Origin of the sequence: Nocardioides sp. NPDC000445 (assembly GCF_040300245.1) — a bacterium.
Taxonomy (GTDB): Bacteria; Actinomycetota; Actinomycetes; order Propionibacteriales; family Nocardioidaceae; genus Nocardioides.
The window spans coordinates 166,566-189,543 of sequence record NZ_JBEPDH010000002.1 but is presented as its reverse complement, the minus strand read 5'-3'; the positions used below and the strand labels follow the sequence as shown (position 1 = coordinate 189,543).

The window sequence follows — 22,978 nt, the reverse complement described above, 5'->3', positions numbered from 1 at the left end:
AGTCGAATATCGCTCAATGAGACGGGTTCGGGTTGTGGTCGCCGACGGTGGGCGCTGACCGGTGACCGTGCTGAGGTCTGTGACAATGAGCGGGTGAATGCGACTGCCTCGGATCTGGTGAATGAGCTGCGCAACCAGGGGATCAGCCGGGTCGACGACTCGCCGCTGGCCCGGGCGCTCTACTCCAGCGACGCGAGCCTCTACCGGGTCGTGCCCTCCGTCGTCGTACGGCCGCAGTCCCGCGACGAGCTGCTCGCGGTGCACGCGGTGTCCCGTGCGACCGGGGCGCCGGCGACGATGCGAGGTGCGGGCACCTCGATCGCCGGCAACGCCGTCGGGTCCGGGATCGTCGTGGACACCCGGGACCTGCGGACCATCTACGAGATCGACCCGGAGGCGCGGACCGCGCGGATCGACCCGGGCGTCGTGCACGCCGACCTGCAGCGGGCCGCTGCTCCCCACGGACTGCGCTTCGGACCCGACCCGTCCACCCACACTCGCTGCACCATCGGCGGGATGATCGGCAACAACGCCTGCGGCAACCGGGCGCTGGGCTACGGCCGCACCGTCGACAACATCGAGGCGCTGACCGTGCTCTTCGGCAACGGCGAGCAGGCGACCTATGCCGACGGCGTCTCGACGGGGGCGACGGCGGAGCGGCTCCAGGCGCTCGTCGGCGCCAACCTCGGTCACGTACGGACCGAGTTCGGCCGGTTCGGCCGCCAGGTCTCCGGCTACTCGCTCGAGCACCTGCTGCCCGAGAAGGGCGGCCGGGTCGACCGGTTCCTGGCCGGCACCGAGGGCACCCTGGCGACCATCCTGGAGACGACCGTGCGGCTCGTCGAGGACTCGCCCGGGCGGCTGCTGCTGGTGCTCGGCTACCCGACGATGGCGGAGGCCGCCGACGCGGTGCCTGCGCTCCTCCAGGTGGCGCCGGGGCGGCTGATCGCCTGCGAGGGGATGGACGCCCGGATCGCCGACCTGGTGCGCGCCAAGGGCCGCGCGGTGCCGGAGCTGCCCAAGGGGGCCGGGTGGCTGATGGTCGAGGTCGCCGGGCAGGATGCCCCTGACCTGGTGAAACGTATCGCCGCGGAGTCGGGCGCACTCGAGTCGCGAGTGGTCGTCGATCCGCTCGAGGCGGCCGCGCTGTGGCGGATCCGCGAGGACGGTGCCGGGCTGGCCGGGGTCTCGCTGCCCACGCCGGCCCACTCCGGCTGGGAGGACGCCGCGGTCCCGCCGGAGCATCTCGGTGCCTGGCTGCGCGACTTCGAGGGGATCCTGGAGTCCTTCGGCCTGCACGGCTACCCCTACGGCCACTTCGGCGACGGCTGCATCCACTGCCGCATCGACTTCCCGTTCGCGCCGGACGCGCCGGAGTCGGCCCAGGTGTTCCGCGAGTTCATGACCGCGTGCGCCACGCAGCTGGTGACCTACGGCGGCTCGCTGTCGGGCGAGCACGGTGACGGGCGGGTGCGCTCGGAGCTGTTGCCGATCATGTACGACTCCACCTCCATCGATCTCTTCGAGCAGGTCAAGGGCATCTGTGACCCCTCGGAGCTGCTCAACCCGGGCAACATCGTGCGGCCCGCGTCGATCACCGACGACCTGCGTCCGGTGCGACCCCGCGCCCTTCCCCGGACCGGCCTGCGGCTCATCCACGACTCCGGTGACCTGGGTGCTGCGGTGCACCGCTGCACCGGCGTCGGCAAGTGCGTGGCCCCGAAGACCGCCGGCGTGATGTGCCCCTCCTACCTCGCGACCCGCGAGGAGAAGGACGCGACCCGTGGACGCGCGCGGGTGCTCCAGGAGGCGCTCGACGGGTCGCTCGTCGGTGGGCTCGGCGACCCCGCGGTGAGCGAGGCGCTCGACCTGTGCCTGGCCTGCAAGGGGTGTGCGTCCGACTGCCCCACGGGCATCGACATGGCGACGTACAAGTCCGAGGCGCTCTACCAGAAGCACGACGTACTCGGGGAGCGGCGGCCGCGATCGCACGCTCTTCTCGGGCAGCTGCCGAAGTGGGCGCGGCTCGCGGCGCCGTTCACCGGCATGGCCAACGCGTCGCTGAAGATCTCGCCGCTCGCCAAGATCGCCAAGAAGACCGCCGGCATCGACCAGCGGCGCTCGATCCCCGCGTTCGCACCGAAGACACTGAAGCGGTCGGCGCCGACCGCGAAGCTCCCGGAGACCCCGGACGTGTGGATCTGGGCCGACTCCTTCACCGACCACTTCTTCGCCCAGTCCGGCCATGGCGCGATCGCCTGGCTCGAGTCCCAGGGCCTGACCGTCCGCGTGATCGGCGAGAAGGCCTGCTGCGGGCTCACCTGGATCACCACCGGCCAGCTCGATGACGCGCGCAAGATCATGGAGAAGACCGTGCGTACGCTCGCCCCCTATGTCGCCTCCGGCGTCCCCGTCGTCGGCCTGGAGCCCTCGTGCACCGCGACGCTGCGGTCGGACTCGGTGGAGCTCTCGGCGCTGCCCGAGGCGGAGGTCGTACGCGACGGGATGCTCACCTTCGCCGAGCTGGTGAAGCGGCTGGTGGGCGAGGGGAGGGCGACACTGCCCGACCTGACCGGCGTCGAGGTCGTCGCCCAGCCGCACTGCCACCAGCACGCCGTCCTGGGCTGGGTCGACGACGAGGCGCTGCTGACCCAGGCCGGTGCGAAGGTCACCCGGGTCTCCGGCTGCTGCGGCCTGGCCGGCAACTTCGGGGTCGAGGAGGGGCACTACGAGGTGTCGGTCGCGGTCGCGGAGACCCACCTGCTCCCGGCTGTCCGGTCACACCCCGACGCCGTCATCCTGGCCGACGGGATGTCGTGCCGGGTCCAGCTCGACGACCTCGCCTCGGTCCCCACCATGCACCTCGCCGAGCTCTTCGCCTCACGCGTCTGACGCCCGGCTGGATCAGCCCAGCCAGAGCAGCGCCACCGCGACGAGCATCAGGGCCGCGGTGAGTCCGTGGACCCCGAACGCGCGCGCCTTGCTCCCTCGGTTGCCGAGGATCACGAGCATGTCGCCGACCGGGATCATGGCCTCGACGAGGACCACCCAGGGCACGGCGTCGGGCTCCACGAAGATCAGCGGGATCAGGACGAGGCCGCTGGCGATGTCGCGTACGCCCTTGAGTTGCCACCACGCGCGGGCCTCGGCGGCGGGAAGGACCGGCAGGCCGAAGCCGGCTGCATTGGCCTCGTTCCTCAGGAGGTACATCACGCCGATGTAGATGATCCCCAGGACGACGATCCAGATCAGGACCATTCCGATGGTGTACAGCATTTCCGCTCCCTAGATTGTCTATGCAAGATTTTCTAGCAATGCTAGATCACAGAGTCGGTTACGTCTAGCGTCGCTAGATCTTTGCGGCGGAGGCTCGGGCCGTCGCCCCGCTCGCCGCCTGAGACGGTTGCGGCGATGGGTGTTGGCACCCGGGCCGCGCCTAGACTGAAGCGGTGAACCCGCGTTACCGCCGAATGATCATTCCCGGCGCGCTGGTCGCCCTTCTGCTGGTAGTCGTCATTGCTGGGGTGCTGAGTTGAGCAGGGAGTCCGAACCGCTGCTGCGGGCGCTGAATCGGATGCGGTCGGTGATCCTCGATCCCGACCAGCTGGTCAAGGCGGTCGCGTCCGGCAAGCAACGTGGCAGCGCACCGAAGTGGCGTCGCGCCGAGATTCGCTACGTCGACCTGAAGGCCGGACGACACCTGCAGATCACGACGTACGACGCGACCCAGGCGTTCACCGCGAACCACCCGGTGGGCGACCCGACCGCGCTGGACGATCTGCTCGACGTACCGTTCGCCAACTGGGTCGTGACGACCGCGACCGAGCAGACCCAGATCCAGGCCAAGTCGCCGACGACGGCACTCGTCTCGACCACGGAGCTGACCGCTCCGGTCGAGGCCGAACGCGGCCATGACCAGGCAAAAGAGCGACTGCTGCCGGAGTCCGACCCGGTCTTCCGGGTGCTCGGGCTCTCGGACAAGGACGGCAGGCTGAAGCCGTCACGCCAGGCGAAGTACCGTCAGGTCGAGGAGTTCCTCCGCCAGCTCGACGCCGCCCTGACCGACGCGATGAAGTCCGGTAAGGTCCGCACGCCCACCGCCGAGGAGCCGCTGCGGATCATCGACCTCGGCGCCGGCAACGGCTACCTGACCTTCGCGGCCCAGCGCTACCTCACCGAGGTCCGCGAGCTGCCCGTCGTCGTCACCGGCGTCGACGTCAAAGAGCAGTCCCGGGAGCACAATTCGAAGATCGCGGCCGAGCTCGGGGTGCATGCCGAGTTCGTGGCCGGGACGATCGAGGGCGTACAGCTCGATGAGAAGCCCGACGTCGTGCTCGCTCTGCACGCCTGCGACACCGCCACCGACGACGCCCTCGCCCGGGCGATCGAGTGGGAGGCGCCGCTGGTGCTGGCCGCGCCGTGCTGCCACCACGACATCGCGGCCCAGCTGCGCAAGGCCCCGACTCCGGCGCCCTACTCCATGCTCACCCGCCACGGCATCCTCCGCGAGCGCTTCGCCGACACGCTGACCGACGCCCTGCGCGCGAGCCTGCTGCGCCTGTCCGGCTACCGCGTCGAGGTCGTGCAGTTCGTGGAGAGCCAGCACACCCCGCGCAACACCATGCTCCGCGCGATCCGCACCGGCTCGCCGGTCAAGGGCGGTTCGGTGAAGAAGGAGTACGACGAGCTCGTGGCCGAATGGGGCGTACGTCCGAAGCTCGGCGAGCTGCTCGCGGAGACGACCGGAGCGAGGTCGAGCGGCGAGCTTGCTCGTCCGCTCGCGCCGAGCGAGGGAGTAACGGCGCGAAGCGCCGAGCGATGAGATCCGGGCGATGAAGGCGGTCGTCGCCGCGGGCGCACTCGGGCTGGTGCTGATCTCGGCCGTGCCCGCGAGCGCCGCGGGCGACGACGTGCTCTTCGCCTTCTCCGACCCGACGATCAGCGAGGCCAGCGCGCTGACGCCGCTCGGCAAGGGTCTGTACGCCACCACCAACGACTCCGGGGACAGCGGGCGCGTCTTCACCGTCGACTCGAGCGGTGACACGGTCGGCGTGACCCACTGGGCGGCCGACCCGGTCGACGTCGAAGGTCTCGCTCCTGCCGGCGGCAACCACGTCTGGGTCGGCGACATCGGCGACAACAACAGCGTCTGGGACTCGATCAGGATCGCGAAGGTGCGGGTCGGGCGGGGCGAGCGCACGGTCTCCCCGACCGTCTACGAGCTCGTCTATCCCGACGGGCCGCACAACGCCGAGTCCCTGCTCGCCCACCCCGACGGCCGGGTCTTCGTCGCCACGAAGGACTGGGGAGGCGGGCGGCTCTACGCCGTGCCGAGGCGCCTCGACCCCGACGGTCCGAACCGGTTGAAGGAGGTCGCCCCGGTCATCCCGATGGCCACCGACGGCGCCTTCTTCCCCGACGGCAAGCACCTGGTCGTACGCGGCTACTACTCCGCCACGATCTATGCCTGGCCCTCGATGGACCGGGTGGGCTCGTTCCGGACCCCTGACCAGGAGCAGGGCGAGGCCATCGGCGTGACCTCGAAGGGCGAGGTGGTCGTGACCAGCGAGGGCATCCGCGCCGAGGTGATCCGGGTCGACCCCGAGCTGGTCGGTGAGGTGCTCGGCGACGAGCCGTCCGCGACCGCCGATCCGACCACCGACCCGACCCCGGACGAGGCTGAGCCGGAGAACAAGGGCGACGGCGGGGACGAGGGTGCGGATGACGGCGGTTCCGCCGGGCCGATCGCCCTGGTGGCGCTCGCTGTCGCTGCGTACTTCATCTTCCGCAAGCGCACCTGACGTCGAGCCGGCTCGTCATGACGAGCCGACTCGACGGATCAGAGGCGGTCGACGACCCAGTCGATGCAGGCGGTGAGGGCCTCGATGTCGGCGGCGTCGACGGAGGGGTACATCGCGATCCGGAGCTGGTTGCTGCCGACACCGCGGTAGGCGTCGAGGTCGACGACGCCGTTCTCAGCGAGCACGCGGCGCAGCTCGTCCTTGTCGATGCCGGCGTCGAGCTCGACGGTGCCGACGACGAGGGAGCGGTGGGTGGGGTCCACCACGAACGGGCGGACGTGCGGCGCCTTCTCGGCCCACGTGTAGAGCGCGTCGGAGGAGGCGGTGGTGCGGGCGACCATCGCGTCCAGCCCGCCGGAGGAGTTCATCCAGTCGAGCTGCTCGGCCATCAGGAAGAGCGTCGCGACCGCGGGGGTGTTGACGGTCTGCGCGCTGCGGGACTGCTTGATCGCCTCGGTCAGCGAGAAGAACGACGGGATGTGCCGGCCGCTCGCCGCGATCTCCTCGGCCCGCGCGATCGCGGCGGGGGAGAGCAGGGCCAGCCACAGACCGCCGTCGGAGGCGAACGACTTCTGCGGCGCGAAGTAGTAGACGTCGCTCTGGGTCACCTCGAGCGGCAGCCCGCCGGCGGCCGAGGTCGCGTCGACGACGGTGAGCTGGTCCGCGCCCGCGCCGGCCGGACGTACGACCGGAGCCATCACGCCCGTCGAGGTCTCGTTGTGTGTCCAGGCGTAGACATCGACGTCGTACTCGTACGCCGGCGCGGCCAGCGACCCCGGATCGGCCGAGATCACCGACGGGTCGGCCAGCCACGGCGCCGCCTTGGCCGCGGAGAGGAACTTCTTGCCGAACGCCCCGAAGACGGCGTGCTGGCTGCGCTCGCGCACCAGGGCGTACGTCACCAGGTCGAAGAACGCCACCGAGCCACCGTTGCCGATGACGACCTCGTAGCCCTCCGGCAGGGAGAACAGGTCGGCCAGCCCGGTCTGCACACGGCGGACGAGATCCTTCACCGGCTGCTGCCGGTGAGAGGTCCCCATCACCGACACCCCGGTCGCGGCGAGCGCCTCCAGGCGGCCGGCCGGCACCTTGGACGGCCCGGACCCGAAACGTCCGTCGGCGGGCAGGAGGTCGGCGGGGATCTGCAGCGTCATAAACCCATTCTCGCAAGTCGCGGGCATCGGCCAGAATACCGACGTGTCTGTTGAGATTCGCCGGGTCGCGTACGACCACCCTGATGCTCAGAAACTGGTCGACCGGGTCCAGGAGTTCTACGTCGAACGCTACGGCGAACCCGACCACGACCCGACCGTGCCGGAGATGTTCGAGCCGCCCGCGGGCGCGTACTTCCTGGGCTATCTCGACGACGTCCCGGTCGCCTCCGGCGCCTGGCGACGCTCCGGCGAGCCCGCCCTCGGGACCGTGGTGACCGCCGAGGTCAAGCGGATGTACGTCGTGCCCGAGGCCCAGGGCCAGGGGCTCGCCAAGCGGATGCTCGCCCACGTCGAGGCATCAGCCCGTAGCGACGGCTTCGAGGCCATGGTCCTCACCACCGGCGGCCTCCAGCACGAGGCCATCGGTCTCTACGCAGCCAAGGGCTATGTGGACGTCGAGCCCTTCGGCTTCTACAAGGACGACGACCTCGTGGTCTGCATGGCCAAGCGCCTCGACGGCTGACCCGCTACCGACCCCACAACGCAGGAACCGACCGGCTGGAGCCGGTCGGTTCCTCGAGTATCAGGCGTCTACTTCGCCCAGTCGGCGTTCCAGCCCTCGACTGCGTCGGCAGGGCGGGGGGAGGGGCCGGTGTAGATGGCGCTCGGGCGGATCAGGCGCCCGGTCTTCTTCTGCTCCAGGATGTGGGCGGACCAGCCACCGGTGCGGGCGCAGGTGAACATCGAGGTGAACATGTTGGCCGGGATCTGGGCGAAGTCGAGGACGATGGCGGCCCAGAACTCGACGTTGGTCTCCAGGACGCGGTCGGGGCGGCGGGCGCGGAGCTCCTCGAGCGCCGCCTTCTCCAGGGCCTCGGCGACCTCGTAGCGGGGCGCGTTGAGCTCGCGGGCGGTGCGGCGCAGGACGCGCGCACGTGGGTCCTCGGCGCGGTAGACGCGGTGGCCGAAGCCCATCAGCCGCTCGCCGGAGTCGAGGAGACCCTTGACGTACGCGGCCGCGTCGCCGGACTTCTCGACGTCCTCGATCATGCCGAGCACACGGGAGGGCGCGCCACCGTGCAGGGGCCCGCTCATCGCGCCGATCGCGCCGGAGAAGGCCGCGGCCACGTCGGCGCCGGTGGAGGTGATCACCCGGGCGGTGAAGGTGGAGGCGTTCATGCCGTGCTCGGCGGCCGAGGACCAGTAGGCGTCGATCGCGTGGGCGTGGGCGGGGTCGGCCTCGCCACGCCAGCGGATCAGGAAGCGCTCGGCCAGGGTCTTGCCCTTGTCGACCTCGCGCTGCGGCACGATCGGCAGGTGGATGTCGCGGGCCGACTGGCCGGCGTACGAAAGGACCATGACGGCCACGCGGGCGAGGTCCTCACGGGCCTGCTCGTCGGAGATGTCGTAGGTCTGCCCGAACCCGAAGGCGGGCGCGAGCATGGGGATGGCGGCCTGGACGTCGACGCGTACGTCACCGGTGTGCACCGGCAGGTTGTAGGCCTCTGCGGGCGGCAGGCCGGGGCCGTATGAGCCGTCGATCAGCAGGCCCCAGACGTTCTCGAACGGCACCCGCCCGACGATGTCCTCGATGTCGACCCCGCGGTAGCGGAGGGCCGAACCCTCTTTGTCGGGCTCCGCGATCTGAGTCTCGAAGGCCACGACGCCCTCGAGACCGTGCTGTACCTGGCTCACTGCCTTCTCCGTTCCTCTGCTGTCACGGGCATTGTGCCGCATCCTGGCTTCGACCCGGGCGTGGGGAGCGGCCATGGTAGGGAGCGCGCCGCTACTGTCGCCCCCATGGACCTCGGGAAGCTCGTCGGTGGCCTCAACGCCAAGGACATCGACAAGGTGATCACGCTGATCACCGAGAACAAGGACGTGCTGGCGTCGATCGAGCGGCTGCCCAAGCTGTTCGACACCTTCGGTGAAGGCCTCGCGGAGGCCGGCGGGCGCGCCCGCGAGGCCGGCTCCGTGCTGGTCGGGGACGGTGCCGGCGGCGTCAAGGGGACGCTGGGCGACGTGGCCACCTCGCTGGGTGGGATCTCGGCTGCGATCACCAAGGGCGTCGACCGGCTCGCCGATGTCGCCGAGGGTCTCGGCCGTGTGCCGATGGCAGACGGTCCGGCCAAGTCGATCGCGAGCGCGGCGAAGGAGATCGGCGGCGCCGGCTCGGCGCTCGACGACCTCTCGGGCTCGCTGGAGACGATCGCGGAGCTCCTGGCGAAGGTCGGCTCGGCGCTGGAGCAGCTGGGCGACAAGCTCGACGAGTCGGGGACCCAGGTCAAGGGCTTCATGGGCTGAGTCCGTGCGTGGGGTCGTAGGTTGAGACCATGGATCTCTCAGCCGAGCTGGCGGCCGCGCGCGAGTCGTACACCCGCAGTGGTCTGACCGAGGGCGACCTCGCGGCAGACCCGTTCGAGCAGTTCGAGAGGTGGTACGCCGAGGCGCGGGACGCGGGCATCGTCGAGCCCAACGCGATGGTGGTCTCGACCGTCTCGGCGGACGGAGCGCCCTCGTCGCGGACCGTGCTGCTGAAGGGCTTCTCCGCCGAGGGATTCACCTTCTTCACCAACACCGCCTCCCGCAAGGGTTCCGACCTCGCGCACAACCCGCGCTGCGCGGTGCTCTTCCCGTGGCATCCGCTGGAGAGGCAGGTACGCATCGACGGGCTCGCCCGCGAGCTCTCCAGAGAGGACGTCGAGGCCTACTTCTCCCAGCGCCCGCGCGGCTCCCAGCTCGGTGCGCACGCCTCCCCCCAGAGCCGGGTCGTCGCCGGACGCGAGGAGCTGGAGGCGGCGTACGAGCGGATCGAGGCGCAGTTCGACGGCCAGCCGGTTCCGGTGCCGGAGGAGTGGGGCGGCTACCGGGTCGAGCCGGAGGCGGTGGAGTTCTGGCAGGGGCGTCCCGGGCGGATGCACGACCGACTCGTCTACCGGCGTGAGGGCGAGAAGTGGCGCACCGAGCGACTTGCGCCATGACCGGGATGGAGCAGGTCACCCGGGCTCTGGGTGGGCGGATCGCCTACGGCGCCGACTACAACCCGGAGCAGTGGCCGGAGGAGGTCTGGGACGAGGACGTACGCCTCATGCAGGAGGCCGGGGTCAACCTGGTCAGCGTGGGGATCTTCTCCTGGGCCCTGCTGGAGCCGGAGCCGAGCAGCTATGACTTCGGCTGGCTCGACCGGGTGCTCGACAAGCTGCACGCCGGCGGGATCGCCGTGGACCTGGCGACCGCCACCGCGAGTCCGCCGCCGTGGTTCCTCGAGCGTCATCCGGAGGCGACGCTCGTCGACCAGGTCGGCAACCCGCGCGCGTTCGGTGCGCGCCAGGCGTACTGTCCCTCGTCGAGCGCCTACCGCGAGGCCGCCACGACGCTGATCACCGAGCTGGTCAAGCGGTACGACGACCACCCGGCGGTGGTGATGTGGCATGTCAACAACGAGTACGGCTGCCACAACGACCACTGCTTCTGCGACGCCAGCGCGGTGGCTTTCCGGCGCTGGCTGCAGACCCGCTACGGCGCCGTGGACGAGCTAAACGAGGCCTGGGCGACCGCCTTCTGGAGCCAGCGCTACACCAGATGGGAGCAGATCGGGCCGCCGCGACAGGTCTCCTACGGCAACTTCGCCAACCCCGGTCAGCAGTTGGACTGGTTGCGGTTCTGCTCCGACGAGATCCGCGACATCTACCGGGTCGAGGCGGCGGCGGTGCGGGCACACTCCGACAAGCCCCTGACCACCAACTTCATGGGCTTCCGCAAGTCGCTCGACTACCGGAGCTGGGTCGACGTCGGGGACCTCGTCTCCAACGACCACTACCTCGACGCCGCCGACGAGGACCGCACCCCGCAGCTCGCCATGACCGCCGACCTGACCCGCTCGCTGGCCCATGGCGCACCGTGGCTGCTGATGGAGCACTCCACCTCCGCGGTCAACTGGCAGCCGCGCAACATCGCCAAGACCGCCGGCGAGATGCGCCGCAACTCCTTCCAGCACATCGCGCGCGGCGCGGACGGCGCCCTGTTCTTCCAGTGGCGTGCCTCGCGTGGTGGAGCGGAGAAGTTCCACTCCGCGATGGTTCCGCACGCCGGCACCGAGAGCCGGCTCTGGCGAGATGTCGTACGCCTCGGGGCGGATCTCTCCGCGATCGCGGAGGTCGCCGGAAGCCGGGTGGAGCAGGCCAGCGTCGCGATCGTCTTCGACTGGGACTCGTGGTGGGCGGCGACCTTCGACTCGCACCCGTCGGTCGACGTCGACCCGATGGCGACCACCCGGGCCTGGCACAAGGCCTGCTGGGCCCGCAACCTCGGCGTCGACGTCGTGGGTGTGACCGACCCGCTCGAGGACTACGACGTCGTCGTTCTGCCTGTCCAGTACCTGCTCGCCGACGAGACCGTCGACCGGCTCACCGCCTTCGTCGAGGCCGGCGGCACCCTGGTCGCCACCTACTTCACCGGGATCGTCGACGAGCACGACCACATCCGGCTGGGCGGCTACCCGGGCGCGCTGTCCGATCTCCTCGGCGTGCGGATCGAGGAGTTCTGCCCGCTTCCCGAGGGCGACGAGATCCCGCTGACCGCCTACGGGTCCGGCGCGATCTGGAGCGAGCGCGGCCGCGCCGTCGGGGCCGACGTCGTCGCTGCGTACGCCACCGGCGACTGCGCCGGCGACCCGGCCGTCACGCGCCGACGCGTCGGCAAGGGCACCGCCTGGTACGTCGGCACCGAGCTCACCCCCGACGCCCTCGACACCCTGGCCACCCAGATCTTCACCACGACCAAGCCGGTCGTCGGAGGTCTCCCCGAGGGCATCGAGGCGATCCGGCGGGTGGGTGAGCAGGGGACGTACGTCTTCGTCATCAACCACACCCACGAGCCGGTCATCGTCCCCGTCCGCGGCGCCGACCTGCTCTCCGGCAACGAGGGCGGCCCGCACCTGGTCCGCGCGGGTCAGGTCGCGGTCATCAGGGAGGATCGCTGAGAGCGTCGAAGATTACTCTCGCTCGCGATACAATCACGGGAGAAACTATTCTCTGCGAGTAAGGGGTACAGATGTTCGTGGGGCGAGTTCGAGAGTTGGCTGCCCTCGATCGTGAGTTCGCAGCCGTCACGCGCGGCAGGCGCCTCGACCGAGGCGTGGCGGTGTTGATCCGCGGTCGGCGTCGCGTCGGAAAGTCCCGTCTGGCGGCCGAGTTCGTCGCCCGCCAACGGGTGCCCTACGTCCACTTCCAGGCTGCCCGAGGGGCATCCCTGGCCCAAGAGCTGGCGACGCTCCATGAGGCGATCGCAGCCTCGAACCTACCGATGGCCGATCTCGCCCGTGGCATGTCGGCGCAGAGTCTGACGACCGCTCTCCAGCAGCTCGCGACCTTGCTCCCCGACGACCGGCCATCGGTGGTCATCCTCGACGAGATCCCGTGGCTGCTGGAGTCGACCCCAGGTGGGGGAGGCGAGCTGCAGCGCGCATGGGACCTGTACTTGTCCCGCAAACCGGTCCTTCTTCTTCTGCTCGGCAGCGATCTCGGGATGATGGAGCGGCTGACTGGTCCTGAGGAGCCATTTCACGGGCGAGCGACCGAGATGGTGCTGCACTCGTTGTCGCCGAGCGACGTCGCGGAAATGACGGGCACACACGGGACCGATGCGTTCGACGCCCATCTGGTGACCGGCGGCCAGCCGCTCGTGGCGCAGGAGTGGGAGCCGGGGATGTCCCTCGACGACTTCTTGGCGGACAGCTTCAGCCACTCCACCAGTGCGCTGCTGGTCCACGGGTCCCGGATCCTCGACTCCGAGTTCGGAGAAGGAAGTGCGGCCCGGCAGGTGCTGAGGGCGATCGGCGGCCAGGGTGAACGGACCTTCTCGTCGATCCAGCGAGGCATCCTGGGCCCGACCGCTGTCAGTGGGACCCTGACCCGCACCTTGGCCTTGCTCGCGGACAAACGGATGACAGCAGCCGACGAGCCGCTCTCGACCAAGCCCGCGCCGAAGGACAGGCGTTACCGGATCGCCGATCCGGCTTTGAAGTTCTGGCTCGCTTTCGTCGAGCCGTCGCTGCTCGACGTCGACTCCGGCCGCCCCGATGTGGCGCTCGCGCGAGTGCGCGGCGGCTACTCGTCGTGGCGTGGACGTGTGATCGAGCCGGTCGTACGAGACGCCGTCTTCAGGCTCAGCCGTGAGGAATGGCCGGAGGTGCGGGCCGTCGGCGGGTGGTGGCCACGCAGCAACAATCCCGAGATCGACCTCGTCGGTGCCGACACGCGCCCTGCCCATCAGATCGCGTTCGTCGGCACGGTGAAGTGGCGTACGGACAAACCGCTGAGCGAGCGTGACCGGCATCAGCTGGCGCGGGACTCGACCGCTGTCCCGGGCGCCGATCCACGCACCGACATGGTCGGAGTCTGCCCGGCCGGCGCCGAGCCGGAGGCGGCTTTCACGAAGGTCTGGACTGCCGACGACCTTCTGGATGCGTGGCGCTAGATCTGTAGCGGCGGGGCTTGCCCTCGCCCAGGTCGGCGAGGGTCGCGACGCGACGGACGGTGACGTCCAGGCCGAGCATGGCGCCGAGGCGTGCCGCCACCACGGACGTGTCGCCGCCGGCGATGGTCGCGACGACGGTGCCGTCGGCGGCCTGCTCGACGGACCAGCCGCGCGCGCCCGCGTCCTGGAGATGCTGGGTGAGGTCGACGCAGGGGACCAGGGCGCCGCTCGGGGTGACGAAGACAGTGGCTTCGCGGCCCTCGAGGGCATCGATCGCGAGCCTGCCGTCGACGCGAATCAGGCGGCCGGTGTCGCCGGTGCGGTAGCGGACGAGCGGCAGAAAGCGGTTCTCACCTGAGGTGACGACGATCTCGCCGATCTCGCCCTCGGGGAGTGCGGAGCCGTCGGGTCCGAGGATCTCGACGTGCACCCGGCGGTCGGCGACGACGAACGGGCCGCCGTCGGTGCTGACCGCCACCGGCCGGGTCTCGTGCAGGCCGTAGACGTCGAGCACCGGGCACTCGAAGGCCCGCTCCAGATCGGCGCGCAGCGTCGCGCTCAACGCCATCGCGGAGGAGATGATCGCGATCGGGCGTACGACGTCGCGGAGGTCGAGGAGATGCTCCAGCGAGGTGGGGTGGCCGGAGATCACCTGCGGGTCGGCGTCGCGGAGGAACGCCCGCTGGCTCTCGAGAGGCCACTCGCCCGGGTGCAGGTTCACCCGCGCGACGAGGCTCTCGCCGAAGCCGGGTGCGACCGAGACGTACGTGAACGCCTGCCGCTGCCACACGACCTGCACCACGGCGAAACGAGCCGGATCCGGCGCCCAGCCGCCGGTCAGTCCGGCGACCAGGTCGCGCAGCCAGTGGAAGCCACGGGCCAGCTCGTCGGGGTCGTCCGGCATGACCAGGGCCGCGCCGGTGCTCCCCGAGGAGGTGCCGTGCAGCATCCGCCCGTATTCGGCGTCCAGCGGCACGAACCCACCGATGTCGTCGACCAGGTTCTGCCGGCTGATCAGCGGAAACTCACTGAGGGTGTCGAGCGTCCCCTGATGCCGACGGTATGCAGGCAGTGACCGGGCCACCGCCAGGTGCTGCTCCAGCCAGCCCTCGAGCGGGAGCTGTGACCGGGCCGCCTCCTGCTCGGCCGGAGTGAGCCGGTGGCCGACCCGGTGTCGCCAGACCGGTGCGGCGGGATGGTCGTCCGCGGCGGCCAGGCGAGCCTCCCCGGCAGCCGAGAGCCCCGGCCAGCGTTCGCCGTCGGTGAGGGCGGCCGATGCCATCGGGGTGTATTCGGCCAGGTCAAGCGGGTCCTGTGTCTCGCTCACGGTCACTCCGGGCTGTAGCGGCTGGCGGCCTCACGTGCGCGCGCGTCCTCCAGGCGCCGCCGGATCTCGGAGCGGTGCTCGCGGTCGCGCCGGGCCCGTTCGAGCGCCTCGGCGCGGGCGGCGGAGTCGAGGCGCGACAACAGGGCGCGGGCGTTGCGCTCGTCCTCGCGCGCGGGCAGCTGCCCGTTCCACAGCAGGAAGGTCCGCGCCGCCTCCTCGCGGCGCTCGGACTCCTCGACCCAGCGTTGCGGTTCGACGACCGCGGCCAGGCGCAGTGAGAGCGTCACCAGCGCCCGGTCGAACCGGTCCTCGCGCAGCGCCGCCGAGAACGGTCCCGCCAGCTCCTGCGAGGCGACCAGCCACAGGACCACTCCGGCTCCCTGGCGCGCGACCGGCTTCCCGGTCGAGGCCACCCTCCGGGCAGCCGCGATGAACGGCCCGCCGGAGGTGTCGAGCACGTCCCCGGCCAGCGCCACGATGTCGACGGCGTTGTCGAGGAACCACGACGGCGTGGTCGAGATCCGGGCCATCACTTCGTCGACCGACGGGCCGGGCGTCAACCCGTCCCAGGCGGCGTCGAGATCGAGCTCCTCGTCGAGCCAGGTCTCGAACAGGTCCTCGTCAGCCACGGGCTGCTCCTTCCGGGGTGTAGGCGGCGATCCGCGCGGCGAGCGCCGCACACGCCTCGGGCGCCTGCATCACGTCCGGGATCTCGGCGACGTCGTAGCCGAGCCGCTCGGCCTGCTCGCGGGCCTGCCCGCGCCAGTGTCCGATGATCATCAGGGACCCGGTGTCGATCACGCGCCGCACGGCGGGGGCCACGTCGGCGTACTCCTCCTGGCCGCGGCCCAGGAACGTCTCCAGCCCGGCGTCGGAGAGCACCACGAGGTGGCGCTGCCCGTCCTCGGGTTGACGAGACTCGGGGTAGCGCGCACGCAACAGGTCCAGGGGAAACGTCGTGCCGCCGCCGAAGTAGGTCGTCAGCTGTCGCATGATCTCGACCCGGTCGCGGGTGTAGGAGCTGTCGCCGGCGACCTGGCCGGCCGAGCTCCACGAGGTGACCCGCACCCGCCCGCCGCCGCGCAGCACCGAGAGCGACAGGATCGTCCCGGCGACGATCGCGGCCGAACCGCGCTGCGGATTCGTCATCGATCCCGAGGAGTCGAGGTAGAGGTCGAGCAGAACCGGCTCGTACGCCGGCTCGGGCTCGTCCGCGATGAAGGTACGCCGCCGAGTGGTCACTCCCGGCACGAACACCGCACCTGTGGTCAGCGTCGCCGGCCAGTCCAGCTCGGCCAGGTCGTCGCCGAGCTCCCACTCCTCCACGGGCCCGGGGATCGCGGGGCCGGCGGGAGCGAGCCCGCGCTGCACCAGCGGCGCGACGTGCGGGCGGGCCTCGGCCTCGTACCAGGCCGCCATCACCGCGTTGGGATCGGCGCCGGCCATCAGCTCCAGGGTCCGGGCCAGCCCGAGCGCCTGCCCGCTGCCGTCGGCGGCGGCCGCGGCGGCGTCGCCGTCCGCGAGGACGACCTCGGCGTCGTCGGGATGCACCAACGGCGTCTGCAGCCGCGGGTCACCGATCGCTCCGGCCAGCTCGGCCGCGCTGGGGGCACCCGGCGACTCCTCGTGGCACCCGCTGCTCGTGAAGCCCAGCAGCAGGTAGGGCGCCATCACCATCGCCCAGGGCACCGCGCCGCTGACCGGGTCGGTGGCGAGCGTACGCACCACATCGGCCACCGTAGTCGCGTCATGAGCCGGGTCGAGGCCCGCGCGCGGGTCGTACTCGAGCTCGGCGACCTCTCGTTTGGCCTGGTAGGCCTCGTGCCGCTGCTTCGACTTCGAGCCGTGCAGGCGGCGCCGGGCACTGCGGAGCTGTTGCTCGTAGTCCGTCTTCCACCGCGTCGGCGGCTCGGGCCAGGCGAGGGAGCCCTCGGGAAGCCGCCAGAGAAGCTCGTACGCCCGCTGCACCACCCACCACAGCTCGTTGTCCTCCGCGCCGCGCAGACCCTTGGCCAGGGCAGGCGCCGCGAGAGCCTGGGTGAGCTGCACCATGTCAGGGGTCTCGTTCGGGGCGAGCCGGGCGCGCTGCAGCTGCATCACCCGGTCGTTGATCAGCATGTCGGACCACAGGTTGGCGCAGAACCCGCTCGCGGCGGCCAGGTCGAGGCGGTGCTGCCGGTCGTAGAGGTCGATCACCCGCGCCATCTGCTGACGGATCTTCAGCGAGTCGACCCGAGTGCTCGGGGAGAGCACGTGATGGCCGATCTCGTGAGCGAAGACGCTGGTCAGATGCCCTTCTCCGCCGTGGCGGGCGAGCTCGCCGGGGTCGACGTTGACCTCCGGCGGGAACCCGAACCAGGCGAAGCTGCCCTGGTCGGAGCGAGTGTGCACGACCGGGTCATGGAGGTCCACACCCCACAGGTCGAGGGCCGCCTCCCAGGCCTCGCGCTCTGCCGCGGTTGGCGCTCTCACCCGGCCTCCCGCACGACCTCGAGCAGGTAGGACGTGGGCACACTGACCACCCGTACGCCGGCGGTGCCGGGGTCGCCGGTGTCCGCCGGGTCGTCGCCCGCCAGTGAGACGGAGTGACCGAACAGGTCGGCGTCGACCGCCCACAGCTCCTCGCCGACCTCCACCAGCCACCGTCCCTCGCCGGCCGCGATGACGTCGCCCGGGTGTGCCAGCCAGGGTCCGCCGAGTCCGGCGAAGCCTCCGAGCCGGGCGATCAGGTAAGCCCGGCCCAGCTGCTGCCAGGCGGGCCAGAAGAACCGGTCCGTACGCTGCCCCTCGACGAATCCGGCCACGTCGGTGCCCGGCATCCCGAGCGTCGCGCCGACCATGTCCGCGAGCCCGGCATCGAGACACGACGACACCGCGCGGAGGGCGTCCTTGCGGAGTCCGATGACTCCCGCGCGCCAGGCGGCCACGGCGGCGAGATCCTGGATCGCCGCGGCCTCGGGCAGGGGCCCGGACGACAGCGCGGCTGCCAGCGACGTACGGAAGAGCCCGGTGTCGCCGCCCCAGCGGGCGACGTTGGCGACGGCCAACTCCAGGTCGAGCCCGGTGACAGCAGGCAACCCGTCCGATCGTCGAGCCACCGAGGCGTTCACGGAGTGCCCAGGACGCCGGATCATGAACCCTCCAGCCAGTGGAGGTAGTTGGAGTAGCGCTGATGGAGATACTTCAGCGCGACGAGGTCGTCGTAGTCGCGGCCGTAGATCTTGCCGACCTTGGAGATCCGGCCGACCTCGGACTCGATCCGGGTCAGCCGCTGCGAGACGGTCAGCCGGTCGAGCCCGTCGAGGCCGCCGCCGAGCTCGGCGAGCAGATCCCCGACGGGATCGGAGGCTTCGAGGCCGAGCGCGACGAACTGCTTCATCGCGGTGTCGAAGAGATCGACGAGCCACGAGGCCGGGTCGTGGGCGAGCTCCTTGTCGCCGGCCTCGAACCGTGGGTGCTGCGGGTTGGGCAGCAGCTTCCCGCGGAGCACGAACGGCACCATGGCGCGCACGTCGTCGAGCCCGACGGACGAGGCGCCGCGGAACCACGCCGACGCCTTGGCGTACAGGATCAGGGTCTGCAGCGCCCGCACGGAGAGTCCGTTCAGGGTCTGCGCGCCGAGGTCGACCACCAGGTCGGCGCCGGAGTTGGCGTCGATGACCGCGCTCACGTCCCCGCCCGCGGTCGCGACGACGTCCTTGGTGCGGTACTCGAACCGCCGCCCGCCGTGCTGCACGAACTCGAACTGCCCGGTGAAGTACTCCAGCTTCCGGCGTACGTCTGCGGGCAGCGGCACCGCCCGGATGGCGGCGAGCATCGTCGACTGCTCATCGGAGGAGAAGACCAGGGAGGACGGCACGTGCTCCTCCGGCCGCTCACCGGCCTCGACCCGGGTGACCAGCTCGTCGAAGAAGCGACCGTTGAAGCCGAACGCCTGCACGGTGACGTCGAGCCGGTCCTTGAGGGCCTGGATGACCTGGAAGGTGCCGCCGCCGGAGTCGTCGTTGGCGGTGAAGAACCAGCTCTCGACACCCTCGTCGGGGGCGGTGCGGCGCAGCTGGTCGTGGCTCTCCACGTAGCCCTCGGCGACCATGGTGAGCAGCGCTGACTGGGTCTTGGTGGGGATGCGGTTGTACTCGTCGACGATCTTGACCTTCTGGGTGAGCCACGACTTCCAGGCGATCGTGATCTCCGCCAGCGAACCCGCGGCGACGAGGTCGCGCGGCAGCGGCAACCCGACCAGGTCCGACACGGTCAGCTGCGGCTGTCCCTGCTGCAGGTGGCGGCGTACGTCCTCCGGGGTCGCCCCGGACAGCACCCCCATCAGCACCGCGAGCGTCGTCTTGCCACGGCCGGGCCCGCCGATCATCAGGCACTTCCCACCGACCGCGAAGGTGAGCAGCGGCAGCAGCACGTTGGAGGAGTAGGCCGGCTGGGTGGGCAGCGTGATCTCCGCGCCGGCATCGCCGAGCGGGAACCGGCTGGCCTTCGCGGCATCGAACTCGACGTCGTAGAACGGCGAGATCACCGCCTTGTTGACCAGCCAGAAATACGTACGCCGCAGCTTCTCGTCCAGCTCGACGGTCTCGTCGGGGGACCTGAAGAGGTCGGCGGCGGTGAGCCCGTCGCGCGGCCCGCCGTGCTGGACGTGCGGCACGGTCGGCGAGGCCGACGTCTTCTGCCAGCGATCACTCATCTACCCAGCTCCTCCAATGACGGGCCGATCCGGTTGCTGTGCCCGAGCAACGGCTCCAGGAACTCCTTGGTCGCGGCGAGTCGCGCCTCGACGCTCCCGCGGACCTCGATCCACGGCACTGGCTGCCCGGCCAGCATCTCGCGGAACCGCTCTTGCATCCCGTGCCGGACGTGCTCGCCGTCGCGCAACCCATCCTGCACGAACGGGATCTCGTCTCCGGTCAGGACATAGGCGACCGGCCGGTGCGCGGCCGCGCGCTCGACCAGGTGAGGTGGTGTCGGGCCGACGTAGCGCTCGTGCCACAGCGTCGTCGCCAGTACGTCGGTGTCGCAGACCAGGACTGGCTTCGGCACCCGGCGCCGGGCGGCGTCCTCCCAGCCGATCTGCCGGTCCACGATGAGGTTGAACTCGTCGCTGCGCCAGGGGGCGAACAGGCCGCCGGGGCGGATCTCGGACCAGAGCCGGCCGTACTCCGGGACACAGTGTGTTCCCAGGTCAGCGGCCAGCCTCTCGGCCAGTGTGGTGGTCCCGGTCGACTCCGCGCCGAGCACCACGACCCGCTCGGTGAGCCCGGCGCGGACCGGAGCCGGCAGCTCGGCCCAGTGCTCGGTCAGGTCGGGGCGTACGGCGGTGCCGGAGACTGGGTTGAACACCCGCCCGGGATCGACCTGGACCCACGTCGCACCCAGCCGCCGGGCGAGCTCCTCGCCGTAGGCGTCGGAGGAGAAGACCGCGTCGACCGGGCCCGGGAGCAGCTCGGAGATGACGACCATGTGCTCGTCCCAGGCGGCCGGGTCGTCGAAGTCGACCCTGGCCTCGTCCATCGCGGCGACCACGTGGGCGGTCGGGTGCTCCTCGCGCAGCCACTCCGCCCGCACCTCGAGCGGGATGGTCTCGACCTGCGAACCGAGGAGCTCGACGGTGACCCGGTCACATGCCCGCAGGGCCGCACGGATGAGCGCCTGGTGGCCGGCGTGGAACGGGTAGAACTTCCCGAGCACCAGCCCGTGGCGGTAAGACCTCTCAGACACCCGCGACCTCCGGCTCGCGGTCGGCGACCAGCACCCGGCGCCAGTCCCGCAGCGCGACCAGGACGATCACGCAGAAGCCGAGGTAGAGCACCGCGGTCGGCCACAGGCCCTTGTAGGCGTACAGACCGACGGAGACGACGTCGACGGCCAGCCAGACCAGCCAGCACTGCCACCAGCGGCGGTTGAGCATGATCTGCGCGATCACGCTGCCCGCGGTCACCGTGGCGTCGGGAAGCTCGGTCGTGGAGTCGGTGAAGGCGAACAGGACGTACGCGATCGCCGCCAGCGCCACCACGAACCCCAGCGCCAGGAGCAGCAGCGTGCGGACCGAGGCGACCCCGACGAACGCCTCGTCACGGCGGAGCTGTGCCTCCGACTCCCGTCGCCGGGCCATGGCCCAGTCGACCCAGCCGGTCACCGAGAGCACCATGAACATGACCTGCAGCGCCGCGTCGGCGTAGAGCGCACTCTCGGCGAAGACGACCAGGTAGAGCGCGGTGTTCGCGATACCGATCGGATACGTCCACATGCTCCGCCGTGCCGCCAGGATCACGCACGCCGCCCCGGTGACGACCCCCGCGATCTCGACCCAGTGCGCCACCCACCAACTCTGCATGGCCGCACCCTATGGGACGGGAACGGCCCGGATGCTCGTGTTGAGCATCCGGGCCGTGCGACGAGGTCGGTCAGGTCAGCGACCGACCGCCGCCTTCGCGTCGACGATGCCGCTGCCGTAGAAGCCGTTCGGGGCCTCGCCACCCTCACAGGTGTGGGTCGAGGTCGCCGTCGTGCCGTTGGGCAGGTGGCGTACGTAGGTGAAGTCCGCCGGGACCGGGCAGGCCTTGTCGGTGGCCGACTTGAGCAGGATCTTCTCGACCTTCTTGGGCGAGAGGGTCTTGCCGGAGTAGTCGCGGCTGCCGTACTCGCCGACGATCAGCGCGGCCACACCAGCAGCGTGCGGGGAGGCCATCGAGGTGCCCTGCAGGTACTGGTAGTAGGAGCACTCACCGCTGGAGCAGTCCGAGACCGCCCACGGCACCAGGACCTCGCCGGTCGCCGGGTCGATCGCGCCCTCGGCGACACCGAGGTCGTACGGGTAGGCGGCCAGGATGGTGGCGGCGAAGTCGCGCGTCCCGTCCGCGGTGTCGTACGCATCCCCGCCAGGCGCCGCGACGTCGACGAAGCCGTCGCCGTAGCTGGAGTAGTAGGACTTGCGCTCGGACGGACCGGTGGAGCTGACCGCGATGACCCCGTTGCCCTCGGTGGGCATCGAGACGCACGACTCCGGGTCGAGCAGGTCACGGACGTAGGCGGCCTCGCCGGGCTCGCTGGCGTAGTCGGGGCTGCTCGCGTCGGTCTGCGGCTTGGTGTAGTCGATCGCCTGGTTGCCGGCGGCCGCGACGAGGGTGACGCCACGGGCGCGGGCGTAGTCGAGGGCACGCTGCATCGCGGTGATGATCGTGACCTGCTCGGCCTGGTCCGCGGCCGAGTCGGCCGGGTGGTTGGTGCAGTTGAACAGCCACGGGTCGACGTAGTAGCTCATGTTGACCACGTCGATGCCGTTGCGGCCGGCGTAGGTCAGCGCGTCGACCGACGGCTGCAGGAAGAAGTAGCCGGAGTCCTGGCCGGCGCGGAGGTTGACGATGTCGGCCTCCGGGGCGACGCCGGTGATGCCGACGCCGTTGACCGGCGAGGCGATGGTGGAGGCGACGTGGGTGCCGTGGCCGTTCTCGTCGACGTCGGCCGCGTCCATGCAGGACCCGTCGGGCTCGTCCTCACACGGACCGTCGACCGTGGCGCCGTTGGCGTCGACCGGGATGTCGGTGGTGAAGTTGCGGCTCAGCCGCGCGTCGAAGTTGGGTGCGATGTCGGGGTGCGACCCGTCGACACCGGTGTCCAGGATGCCGACGCGGACACCCTTTCCGCGCTCGCTCTTGTTGGCCGCCGCGGCGTCGATCTGCTTCATGTCCCACTGCAGACCGGAGAGCGGCTCCGTGGATCCCTTGGGCTTCGGGGTCTTGGGTGCGGTGCCCTTGCCGGACCGGAACTCGGTCTCGACCTTCGACACCTCCTGCTTGCGGGCCTTGCTGGCCGCGTCGGGAGTCGTGGCGCCCACGATCCTGTCCTGGGCCGCGCCGACGAGGGCGTCCGAGGCGTTGGCCGCCTCGGCGAATCCCTCACCCGCGGTGACCGTCGCGACTCCGATGGCACTGTTCTCAGAGATGATCTCGCCCCCCGCGGCCCTCACCGCGGCACGGGCGCTGGCGGCCGAGGATCCCTCGGCATATGCCACGACATAGCGGACCTCCTGGTCGGAGGTGGCGGTGCTCGAGCTCGCCATGACGAGGGTGCCGGTGACCCCCAGCGCGACCGCGGTCGCACCTGTCAACAACCTACGCATGCTGTCTCCATTCCGGATCCGATGGTCGAGATCGTCGACCACCGCTGTCATGGCCCTTGTCGGCCCGACATAGCGCCCCAGCATGCCCTAG

The 22,978-nt window shown here is 70.6% G+C and carries 19 protein-coding genes; 8 read left to right on the top strand and 11 right to left on the bottom strand.

All coding sequences use genetic code 11. The features are described from left to right. The first annotated feature begins 93 nt into the window (after positions 1–93). Positions 94–2,892 (top strand): FAD-binding and (Fe-S)-binding domain-containing protein, encoded by a 2,799-nt coding sequence (locus tag ABT304_RS03400; protein ID WP_350713342.1) that lies wholly within the window; start codon positions 94–96, stop codon positions 2,890–2,892. A gap of 12 nt (positions 2,893–2,904) precedes the next feature. Here ABT304_RS03400 and ABT304_RS03395 read toward each other — a convergent pair whose 3' ends face one another. Then, entirely contained in the window at positions 2,905–3,276 is a 372-nt protein-coding gene (locus ABT304_RS03395) for a DUF4267 domain-containing protein (protein WP_350713341.1), read from the bottom strand. Between the two features lie 256 nt (positions 3,277–3,532). Here ABT304_RS03395 and ABT304_RS03390 point away from each other — a divergent pair, with 256 nt between their 5' ends. Both ABT304_RS03390 and ABT304_RS03385 read left to right on the top strand, forming a co-directional pair. Continuing rightward, positions 3,533–4,822, top strand: a complete 1,290-nt coding sequence (locus tag ABT304_RS03390; protein ID WP_350713340.1) for a class I SAM-dependent methyltransferase — start codon at positions 3,533–3,535, stop codon at positions 4,820–4,822. 10 nt (positions 4,823–4,832) lie between these two features. Beyond that, positions 4,833–5,801, top strand: coding sequence for an SMP-30/gluconolactonase/LRE family protein (locus ABT304_RS03385; protein ID WP_350713339.1), 969 nt, complete (start codon positions 4,833–4,835; stop codon positions 5,799–5,801). A 38-nt stretch (positions 5,802–5,839) separates the two neighbouring features. On the opposite strand, the gene serC is transcribed toward ABT304_RS03385, so the two are convergent. Beyond that, the gene (gene serC, locus ABT304_RS03380) at positions 5,840–6,955 is read right to left on the bottom strand and encodes a phosphoserine transaminase (RefSeq protein ID WP_350713338.1); all 1,116 of its coding nucleotides are present in this window, start codon (positions 6,953–6,955) and stop codon (positions 5,840–5,842) included. A gap of 43 nt (positions 6,956–6,998) precedes the next feature. Here serC and ABT304_RS03375 point away from each other — a divergent pair, with 43 nt between their 5' ends. Then, a complete protein-coding gene (locus ABT304_RS03375; protein WP_350713337.1) occupies positions 6,999–7,478 on the top strand; it encodes a GNAT family N-acetyltransferase in 480 nt (159 codons plus the stop codon). A gap of 68 nt (positions 7,479–7,546) precedes the next feature. On the opposite strand, the gene ABT304_RS03370 is transcribed toward ABT304_RS03375, so the two are convergent. Then, a complete protein-coding gene (locus tag ABT304_RS03370) occupies positions 7,547–8,650 on the bottom strand; it encodes a citrate synthase 2 (protein WP_502890291.1) in 1,104 nt (367 codons plus the stop codon). 105 nt (positions 8,651–8,755) lie between these two features. Here ABT304_RS03370 and ABT304_RS03365 point away from each other — a divergent pair, with 105 nt between their 5' ends. From ABT304_RS03365 to ABT304_RS03350, 4 genes are all read left to right on the top strand, one after another. Continuing rightward, a complete protein-coding gene (locus ABT304_RS03365; protein WP_350713336.1) occupies positions 8,756–9,259 on the top strand; it encodes a hypothetical protein in 504 nt (167 codons plus the stop codon). Between the two features lie 29 nt (positions 9,260–9,288). Beyond that, positions 9,289–9,936 carry a pyridoxamine 5'-phosphate oxidase gene (gene pdxH / locus ABT304_RS03360; RefSeq protein ID WP_350713335.1) on the top strand — a complete coding sequence of 216 codons (648 nt, stop codon included), beginning with the start codon at positions 9,289–9,291 and terminating at the stop codon, positions 9,934–9,936. After that, positions 9,933–11,936: a beta-galactosidase gene (locus ABT304_RS03355; RefSeq protein WP_350713334.1), complete on the top strand. Its 2,004-nt coding sequence runs from the start codon at positions 9,933–9,935 to the stop codon at positions 11,934–11,936. The genes pdxH and ABT304_RS03355 overlap by 4 nt, the downstream gene beginning before the upstream one ends. A 71-nt stretch (positions 11,937–12,007) precedes the next feature. Continuing rightward, positions 12,008–13,432, top strand: coding sequence for an ATP-binding protein (locus ABT304_RS03350; protein ID WP_350713333.1), 1,425 nt, complete (start codon positions 12,008–12,010; stop codon positions 13,430–13,432). On the opposite strand, the gene ABT304_RS03345 is transcribed toward ABT304_RS03350, so the two are convergent. From ABT304_RS03345 to ABT304_RS03310, 8 genes are all read right to left on the bottom strand, one after another. Further along, positions 13,386–14,759, bottom strand: coding sequence for a phenylacetate--CoA ligase family protein (locus ABT304_RS03345; protein WP_350713332.1), 1,374 nt, complete (start codon positions 14,757–14,759; stop codon positions 13,386–13,388). The two genes, ABT304_RS03350 and ABT304_RS03345, sit on opposite strands and share 47 nt — an antisense overlap. Before the next feature lie 2 nt (positions 14,760–14,761). Continuing rightward, complete coding sequence (locus ABT304_RS03340; RefSeq protein ID WP_350713331.1) at positions 14,762–15,388, bottom strand: hypothetical protein; 627 nt, start codon at positions 15,386–15,388, stop codon at positions 14,762–14,764. Then, entirely contained in the window at positions 15,381–17,231 is a 1,851-nt protein-coding gene (locus ABT304_RS03335) for a vWA domain-containing protein (protein ID WP_350713330.1), read from the bottom strand. The genes ABT304_RS03340 and ABT304_RS03335 overlap by 8 nt, the downstream gene beginning before the upstream one ends. After that, positions 17,228–17,893, bottom strand: coding sequence for a hypothetical protein (locus tag ABT304_RS03330; RefSeq protein WP_350713329.1), 666 nt, complete (start codon positions 17,891–17,893; stop codon positions 17,228–17,230). The genes ABT304_RS03335 and ABT304_RS03330 overlap by 4 nt, the downstream gene beginning before the upstream one ends. Further along, positions 17,890–19,455 (bottom strand): MoxR family ATPase, encoded by a 1,566-nt coding sequence (locus ABT304_RS03325; RefSeq protein WP_350713328.1) that lies wholly within the window; start codon positions 19,453–19,455, stop codon positions 17,890–17,892. Before ABT304_RS03325 ends, ABT304_RS03330 begins: the two co-directional genes overlap by 4 nt. Beyond that, positions 19,452–20,486: an AAA family ATPase gene (locus ABT304_RS03320; protein ID WP_350713327.1), complete on the bottom strand. Its 1,035-nt coding sequence runs from the start codon at positions 20,484–20,486 to the stop codon at positions 19,452–19,454. The genes ABT304_RS03325 and ABT304_RS03320 overlap by 4 nt, the downstream gene beginning before the upstream one ends. Continuing rightward, complete coding sequence (pnuC, locus tag ABT304_RS03315; RefSeq protein ID WP_350713326.1) at positions 20,479–21,102, bottom strand: nicotinamide riboside transporter PnuC; 624 nt, start codon at positions 21,100–21,102, stop codon at positions 20,479–20,481. Before pnuC ends, ABT304_RS03320 begins: the two co-directional genes overlap by 8 nt. A gap of 75 nt (positions 21,103–21,177) precedes the next feature. Further along, positions 21,178–22,887, bottom strand: a complete 1,710-nt coding sequence (locus tag ABT304_RS03310) for a S8 family peptidase (RefSeq protein WP_350713325.1) — start codon at positions 22,885–22,887, stop codon at positions 21,178–21,180. Between the last annotated feature and the right edge of the window lie 91 nt (positions 22,888–22,978).